The organism is Peribacillus sp. CSMR9 (assembly GCF_033141925.1).
Lineage (GTDB): Bacteria > Bacillota > Bacilli > Bacillales > DSM-1321 > Peribacillus > Peribacillus simplex_A.
In genome coordinates, this window is record NZ_JAOPHO010000116.1 from 1 (window position 1) to 6,308 (window position 6,308).

6 protein-coding genes and 1 pseudogene are annotated in these 6,308 nt (G+C 36.3%); 4 read left to right on the forward strand and 3 right to left on the reverse strand.

Annotation, left to right across the window (positions count from 1 at the left end):
- Positions 1-616 (forward strand): peptidoglycan-binding protein (locus tag N9I19_RS23575; protein ID WP_317779169.1); only part of this gene is annotated, 616 nt, incomplete at its 5' end.
- A 295-nt stretch (positions 617-911) separates the two neighbouring features.
- On the opposite strand, the gene N9I19_RS23580 is transcribed toward N9I19_RS23575, so the two are convergent.
- The gene (locus tag N9I19_RS23580) at positions 912-1,532 is read right to left on the reverse strand and encodes a hypothetical protein (protein ID WP_317779170.1); all 621 of its coding nucleotides are present in this window, start codon (positions 1,530-1,532) and stop codon (positions 912-914) included.
- A 314-nt stretch (positions 1,533-1,846) separates the two neighbouring features.
- Between N9I19_RS23580 and N9I19_RS23585 the strand changes: the two genes are divergently transcribed.
- Positions 1,847-2,191: a YolD-like family protein gene (locus N9I19_RS23585; RefSeq protein WP_317779171.1), complete on the forward strand. Its 345-nt coding sequence runs from the start codon at positions 1,847-1,849 to the stop codon at positions 2,189-2,191.
- Between the two features lie 317 nt (positions 2,192-2,508).
- On the opposite strand, the gene N9I19_RS23590 is transcribed toward N9I19_RS23585, so the two are convergent.
- Together N9I19_RS23590 and N9I19_RS23595 are read right to left on the reverse strand one after the other, a co-directional pair.
- On the reverse strand, positions 2,509-2,955 hold the full coding sequence (locus N9I19_RS23590) for a hypothetical protein (RefSeq protein ID WP_317779172.1): 447 nt from the start codon (positions 2,953-2,955) through the stop codon (positions 2,509-2,511).
- Between the two features lie 808 nt (positions 2,956-3,763).
- A complete protein-coding gene (locus N9I19_RS23595) occupies positions 3,764-4,093 on the reverse strand; it encodes a tyrosine-type recombinase/integrase (RefSeq protein WP_317779173.1) in 330 nt (109 codons plus the stop codon).
- 452 nt (positions 4,094-4,545) lie between these two features.
- On the opposite strand from N9I19_RS23595, the gene N9I19_RS23600 reads away from it, so the two are divergent.
- Both N9I19_RS23600 and N9I19_RS23605 read left to right on the forward strand, forming a co-directional pair.
- Positions 4,546-4,857, forward strand: a complete 312-nt coding sequence (locus tag N9I19_RS23600) for a hypothetical protein (RefSeq protein WP_317779174.1) — start codon at positions 4,546-4,548, stop codon at positions 4,855-4,857.
- A 1,218-nt stretch (positions 4,858-6,075) separates the two neighbouring features.
- Positions 6,076-6,308: pseudogene (locus N9I19_RS23605) on the forward strand (group II intron reverse transcriptase/maturase); the annotation flags it as partial.

Sequence of the window (6,308 nt, forward strand, 5' to 3'; positions counted from 1 at the left end):
TCCAGCGCCTAACACATACACCATCCAAGAAGGAGATACCTTATGGAGCATAGCTCATAAAGATGGAGCTGGTGACGTACAAGTTGAAGAATTAATTAAAGCGAATCCTGGAATAGAACCAACAAAATTAAAAATTGGTCAGAAAATCAATTTTGGTAATGCTAAAGAGGTTATTGTACAGCCGGATAGAAAAGAGGATGACAATACTTCGAACAGTGGAGATGAAACTGTCAGGTCCATTCAAAAAACCTTAAATAGCCGTTATAAAGCTGGTCTTAATGTGGATGGATTTAATGGCCCTAAAACTAAATCAGCCCTTGTCAAAGCATTACAAATGGAGCTTAATAAGCAATTTAATAAGAAATTAGTTGTGGATGGAAAATGGGGTCCTAAGACTAGAACTGCTATCGTCACCGTCAAAAAAGGTGCTAAAGGTAATCTTACATGGATTTTACAGGCTGCACTTTATGCAAAAGGGTTTAGCCCTGGAAAACTGGATTCTAACTTCGGAAAAGGTACTGAGTCAGCATTATCTAAATTTCAGAAAGCTAAAAGGATAACTGCAGATAAGAAGAAGGCAGGTAAAGCAACTTTCACTAAATTCTTTGCTGAATAATCAAATGCCCCTACTTTTAATAGAGTAGGGGCATTTTTTTTGACGTTTACCTAAATAAATCCTCACTAACGCTATTGTATTTAGTTTATCTTAAGTAAAAAATAGAAGGTATGAACTCTATAAAATTAAAAAGAATCAGCCAATTTAAACTGATTCTTTTTAAAACGTGTTAACCTTTTGTTTTAAGACTTGGTTTTTTTTAAAAGCTTAACCAATAGAATGACCACAGCGACTAGAATTACGGCAATTAATGCAGGAAATAAGATGTTATTCATATTTACCATTCCTTTGTAAATTAGTTAAAACCTGTAGAAAACTTTCCATTTTTCACTTTACCATTAATCCACAATTTTTTCCCGATTGGAGCATCAAAAGTTAATGTGTATCTAGATTCTGCTGGCTTAGATGCAGTTTCGTTTTTTCTAACGATTTTCAAAGAATCACTAGATACATGACCAGGAGGAATAACAAGGTAATCTTCATCATATACAGATTTGATTTGCCCCAAACCAGTTGATTTAACAACAGTTACATCATTATAGTACCAGTAATTCACAGTAGCTGCATACCAGTATACTTTAAAAGTTTTAGTTGTCCCTTTTGGAACTGTTGTTGCAAAAGGAGTAAATAGTTCAGAACGATCTGGAATTACATTGGCATCCTCGTTGTCTACTACTTCGATACCCATTGTGCCAATTTCTTGTCCACTTTCATCCGTAACGACTTTTTCAACGCCTTCGTCATCAGATAGATCCACTTCTAGTTCATTTTGTTCAAAGGCATTTTCCATATCTTCAATACCTTGTTGGATTTCTTCTTCGGTATGTGTTGGTGCCGAAGGCGCCTCTTCTGCATGGCTTATTGCAGGAAACGCTAAAAGCAATCCTAACGCCATTGATGTAACTAATTTTTTCATTTTTATTTCCCCCTGTTTACCCTTACTCGAATTGAGTAGTTGGGCGTATGTAATATTTTCCAACGGTAATAATTGTACCAGAATAATAACATTTTACAATAATTTTCCTAAATTATTTATAAAAAGTAAATGAATTGTCGGAAAAAATCCATATTAAATCTCATATTGGTACGAAAAGAAACACATTTGTATAAGGTCAATTGATATATTTATATATAAATAGGTAAATGAAGCCTAGTATATGGAGGGTTTTTTTTCTGTCTTTTATAGGAACGTTAGTTCGTATAAAATGGATGTAAAGGAGGAATTATTCGATGGGGACAATTCGTGATCGAGGGCTCGTTAAATGGCAAGCAGCATTGATTATGCCAGAACATAAAGCTTTAAATAAAAAAATAGGTGAAGTTGATTATTTCTTAGATAAAAAACCTTCCCTTGATGAGTACCAGGTTGAAGAGTTTGAAAACAATATACACTATGCAATGGAATATCATTTAGCAATAAGTTTTACATTACATAATGAGGGAAATCCAAAAGAATTGCATGGATACTGTGTGTACATTCATCCTGTTACGAAAGAGTTACGAATCCAGAAGAAAGATAGTTCCTTTGAGTATATACAGTTTGATGAGATTATTGATGTAGTTGTCGAGGATTAAAAAAAGCCCTTCTCTCAAATTTCAATTTTATAAACCCTTAAAAAGTAAATAATCAATAACTAGGAAAAGGGAAAATAAAATAGAAAAAGGTTCTACATGAGAACCTTATGAGCAGTTTACCTATTTGGGAACCTATCATAAATATCTATCATATTATTAAGCGGTTTATAGCATGGCATTTATTTATACGGTAAATAGGCAGATAAATTGTATCCGCCTATTTAAATATTTAATCTCAGATTATTTTTCTTCGCTAGGAGCGAAGTTTGTAGTATCATAAGTGTAAGACTTATGATAGTCATGAGTTATGATAGGTTTTAATTTGCTAACGCGTAATATATGGTTCCATGTTTTCTTAAGGTATCGATGAAAAGAAGGTCTTTGTTTTTCAATGAAGTTATTACTTCAGAAAAATTAACCCATTCTAACTCATGTTCTTCCTTTAAGATGCTCAATAATTCATGCCTTGGCATCTCACCATGTTTATCAAAATAGCTCTTTAAAATGACGGCTAGTTTGTTATGGGGGAACTTTTGTTTGGTTTTAGGTTCAGGCTTAGGTTCAGGTGCTTTTACTGTTTCAGATTGATGGTCCACAAGCCCTGATTTAAGCCATTTTACTGCTTTGTTGTGTGATGTCACATGCTGGATATATAGATTTATGTCCTGAGTTTTTTCGGCAAGTACCTGTGATTGTTCAGCAAGCACTTCAAGCCTTTGATCATGAGTCTGAATCTTTTCTAACATTGCTTGTGCAATATTCATTGATATTTTCCTCCTAATAGTAAATTATGATGTTTCTTGGTGGTCACATCTACATAAGTTTACTATTAGTTAAGTCTTTTGACTAGAAGGTTAATATAAAAAGCTGGGTCTATGACCTGGCTTTTCTTTATGTATGACAAACAGGCAGAAACATGTATCCACTTTAAAAAGGTAAATCACATTAAGTTACAGGCCTAACCTTCTTAACTAACTCCGTAATATCAATATCATCGTTATAAATCACTTGAACTATACAAAAATCCTTGCTAGTTGCAAAATCTGACTTAATCTTCTGAATCCAGTTATATGCTGCAATAGCAACTGTCCAATCTGGATCTTTCTTAAGGTCTGAGTCTAAGACGGGGAAACTTCCACTCTGCAAGAAATTAGTTTCTTTTGCATGCAAGTAAACCTTTATATTTATGTTTATTCATTTTTGCTCTTTTCGGTTTAGTTTAGTAATTTATACATATATTTTATATCAGTTGCTTAAAACATATGCGTTTATTTTGCCCACCAACCTGCCCAACATTTGCCCACCACTTCATGATATTTTACTCTTGCTCATTGTGAATCTATTTGTGAAAAAGCTGTTAAACAGGCATTTGTGATGTTTTATGATGTCTGATTATGCTAAGAAGTATGTTCCGCACACAAGTTCACCCATGGGAACGCGAACAATATATGTCAATGTATTAATAGTTTCAAAGCCTTGGTATTACTGAGTTTCTCAGTTGCCAAGGCTTTTTTTATTTTTAAAAAATGAAAGGGAACTGGCTGGCTGACCACATTTTGACCACATTTCAAACTATTTCATATTCAACTGGGCATAATCCATGTAATTTGAATATCCGTCCACACTTTTTTCTTCGAGCTTTTTTGACACGTGAGCATAGACATCTGCTGTTGTTTGAATGGATTTATGTCCTAAGCGTTCCTGCACATCTTTTAAACTGGCTCCAGATTCAAGAAGTAAAACGGCGTGGGTATGTCGTAAACCGTGAATGGTTATATGTTTTGTAATTCCGGCTTTTCTACAGATGCGATTAAATGTTCTGTGTAAGGTGGATTTTGAATAGGGGAGGCCATTCCCTCGTTCGAAAACAAGAGTTGTTTCTCTATGATATCTATCTGCCAATTTCAACTTTATTTCCTTTTGCTTAATGACATGACGTGTTAAAAGAGCGGCAAGGCTTTCGTCATGATGGATTTAAAGAGCTGATACCCTTTTTTATCTGAAGAGTTTATTATTCGTGGTTGCTCGGTGTATGGCTGAGTGATCTTTCTTTTTGTTCACCTTAAACCAGATATAACTTCACAGAAAGACGGCAAGTATTTGGTGGTAAATTTATATCTTTGAGAATTTAAGAAAGGCCAATATTGGTGATGGGGCGGCATTACTAGGAATGGTAAATTGCGAATACCTTCATTTGTGGTTATAAATTCCATTTTTTGCGTTTTATCATGATAGGTGGGTTCTCTTTTTTTAGACAACAATAAATAGGCAGCCCAATATAGTTGTCCATTTAGGACACTAACCCCTCTTTGTACATAGCCTGAAAGGGTAAACAAAAAGGGAGGATTTCTTGAATGTATAACTATAATTACGCTTTTAACCCTTATAATGTGCCTTATTATATAGACGGAGAACGAATACCTGGGCCGGGCGGTGGTCAATGGGACGGACATGGCGACGGTCATGGTGGCGGTCAATGGGACGGACATGGCGGCGGTCATGGTGGTGGTCAATGGGACGGACATGGAGGCGGTCATGGTGGCGGTCAATGGGACGGACACGGTGGTGGTCATGGTGGCGGACATTGGGAACACGGGCAATGGGTTCCACGCTGTAGGAGAGTATGGGTTCATGGATTTGGTTGGACTTGGATTTGTAGGTGGTGAAAAAAGACAGCATATTGCTGTCTCCAGGCTGTCGACAAAGTCGACAGCTGTTTTTTATAAAAAGTTTAGCAACAATATATTGTGTCCTTCTTTCAAATTTACAACTAAATATGCTAATTAAAAGATAAAAAAACCCCTTTTTCTCCAACAATTCTTTTGGAAAAGGGGTTTGTCTACACTCTGAAGACAGCATATCGCTGTCTCTTTTTTTCGCTTTTTCTTCGTATTGTACATTTTTTATTCTAACTCTAATTACCAGTAAATTCACATTTATTGAAGTGTTACAATTATTATGAGGTGTTTTGAAATGTTTATATCACCAATGTTATTATACAAATCTAATCATCCTTTCGATGATGATTCATATATAAATGTTATAGGTATAAAATTAGTTGGTCGAAATTAATTAGTGCTTGTGCCTTGCAGGTTATTTTATATTTCGCCCATATCATCGTGGTCAAAATTATTATTTTTCTATCTGCAGACACACATTTCAACGACATATATGTTCGCTATGAAATCCATTTGAGTTATTTCAGACGTTAAGTGAAAATAAAGTTTTTTAATTTACAAAAAAGTCGTTTAAAACATAATAAAGTTTTTTAAAAACGTCAGTCATGTTATTCCATTAAAGGGTGCGTTAGATGAAGATCGGTGCTGTCTTATGGCAGCTTTTTCGTGCGCCCGGCATGGGTGCAATCTATAGGGTGAAAGTCCCGAACCATGAAGGCAGTAGTAGTGGTTAGCTTAATGCAAGGGTGTCCACGGTGACGTGGAATCTGAAGGAAGCAAGCGGCAAACCTCCGGTCTGAGGAACACGAACTTCATATAAGGCTAGGTATCATTGGATGAGTTTGCGAAACAAAACAAAGTCCTTACTGCCGAAGGTGGTACAGAGTAAATGAAGCAGATAGATGGAGAGAAAGATTGCACTCTTACCCGGGGAGGTCTGATGACAGCCAAGTACACTTGGTAACCTGTCCAGTGATGGACAGCTGAATCATCAGAAGTCATAGTACTTGTCTACTCGAGAAGATAAGGAAGGACCGAACAGATTAAGGAGGATGAATACTAGGCGTTCGTTATCTGCGAAGAAGCAAACAATTCCTAACGGAACTTATTTGAAGGAAGAAGTGGTGAATACACGGGGAACTTCAAAAGGGTGGAGCAGATAAAGGCACAAATAGACCATTTATCCACGTAGAAAGGATATCAACGATGTTAATGGAACAGATACTAGAGAGGGAAAACTTAATACAGGCATTGAAGCGTGTAGAGAGAAATAAGGGAAGCCATGGTGTAGATGGAATGCCGGTTCAAAACCTGAGACCGCACCTCGTAACCGAATGGTACAACATGAAAACTGCCCTTTTGCAGGGTACCTATCAACCGCAACCCGTCCGTCGTATCGAAATCCCGAAACCAAACGGCGGAGTTCGGCTATTGGGTAT

What these genes read in the sequence shown, in the direction of transcription:
- N9I19_RS23590 (WP_317779172.1), bottom strand. Translation starts at nt 2,955, where the DNA reads ATGAATATTGCACAAGCAATGTTAGAAAAGATTCAGACTCATGATCAA.
- N9I19_RS23580 (WP_317779170.1), bottom strand. Translation starts at nt 1,532, where the DNA reads ATGAAAAAATTAGTTACATCAATGGCGTTAGGATTGCTTTTAGCGTTT.
- N9I19_RS23585 (WP_317779171.1), top strand. Translation starts at nt 1,847, where the DNA reads ATGGGGACAATTCGTGATCGAGGGCTCGTTAAATGGCAAGCAGCATTG.
- N9I19_RS23600 (WP_317779174.1), top strand. Translation starts at nt 4,546, where the DNA reads ATGTATAACTATAATTACGCTTTTAACCCTTATAATGTGCCTTATTAT.